Source organism: Kitasatospora sp. MY 5-36, assembly GCF_001182915.1.
Lineage (GTDB): Bacteria > Actinomycetota > Actinomycetes > Streptomycetales > Streptomycetaceae > Kitasatospora.
This window is the reverse complement of record NZ_LFVW01000899.1, coordinates 1-1,001: the sequence shown is the minus strand read 5'-3', so window position 1 is coordinate 1,001 and position 1,001 is coordinate 1. Positions and strand designations below refer to the sequence as shown.

The following is a 1,001-nucleotide window of genomic DNA, read 5'->3' as shown; positions in this document are numbered from 1 at the left end:
CATGCCCATGCCGTCGGCGCCCTCGCCGAAGGCCTGGCAGCGGCCGTTCGGCGACAGGGCCCGCAGCCGCGAGAAGCCGACGAACTCGCCCGGGTCGGCCATCACCGTCACGCCGCCCGCCAGGGCGACCGAGCACTCGCCCGACCGCAGCGACTGCACGGCCTGGTGCAGCGCGACCAGCGAGGAGGAGCAGGCGGTGTCCACCGTCATCGCCGGGCCCACCAGGCCCAGCGCGTAGGCGATCCGGCCGGACAGCACGCTCATCGCCGTGCCGGTCATGCGGTGTCCTTCGGACCCGGCGGTCTCCTCCACCACGCCGAGGTAGGTCGACCGGGCCGCGCCGACGAACACGCCGGTCGCGGAGCCGTGCAGCGACTTCGGGTCGATGCCGGCCCGCTCGACGGCCTCCCAGGAGTCTCCAGCAGCAGCCGCTGCTGCGGGTCCATGGCGAGGGCCTCGCGCGGGCTGATCCCGAAGAAGGCGGCGTCGAACTCGGCGGCCCCGGTCAGGAAGCCGCCCTCGGCGACGTAGGTCTTGCCCTCGGCGTCCGGGTCGGGGTCGAAGAGGCCCTCGGTGTTCCAGCCGCGGTCGGTCGGGAAGCCGCCGATCGCGTCCCCGTGCTCGGCCAGGAGGGCCCAGAGCTCCTCGGGGGTCCGGATCCCGCCGGGGTAGCGGCAGGCCATGCCGACGATCGCGACCGGTTCGGCGGGGGCCGCGACCACGGCGGGCACCGGCCCGGCGCCGGCCGCCGCCTCGGCCCCGAAGAGCCGGGAGAGGATCTCCTCGGCCAGGGCGGCCGGGTTGGGGTGGTCGAACACGACCGTGGCCGGCAGCCGGACGCCCGCGGCGCCGCCCAGCCGGTTGCGCAGTTCGACGGCGGTCAGCGAGTCGAAGCCGAGCTCCCGGAAGGCGCGCGTGGTCGGGACCTCGGCCGCGGAGCCGTGGCCGAGGACGGCGGCGGCGTGCGCGCGGACCAGCTCGACCACCGCGCGGCGGCGCTC

Annotated in this window: 1 pseudogene; it reads right to left on the bottom strand. The window is 76.4% G+C overall.

Going from position 1 to position 1,001, the window contains the following annotated elements:
• A pseudogene (locus tag AE652_RS37950) lies at positions 1 to 986 on the bottom strand (beta-ketoacyl synthase N-terminal-like domain-containing protein); the annotation flags it as partial.
• Positions 987 to 1,001: the final 15 nt, after the last annotated feature.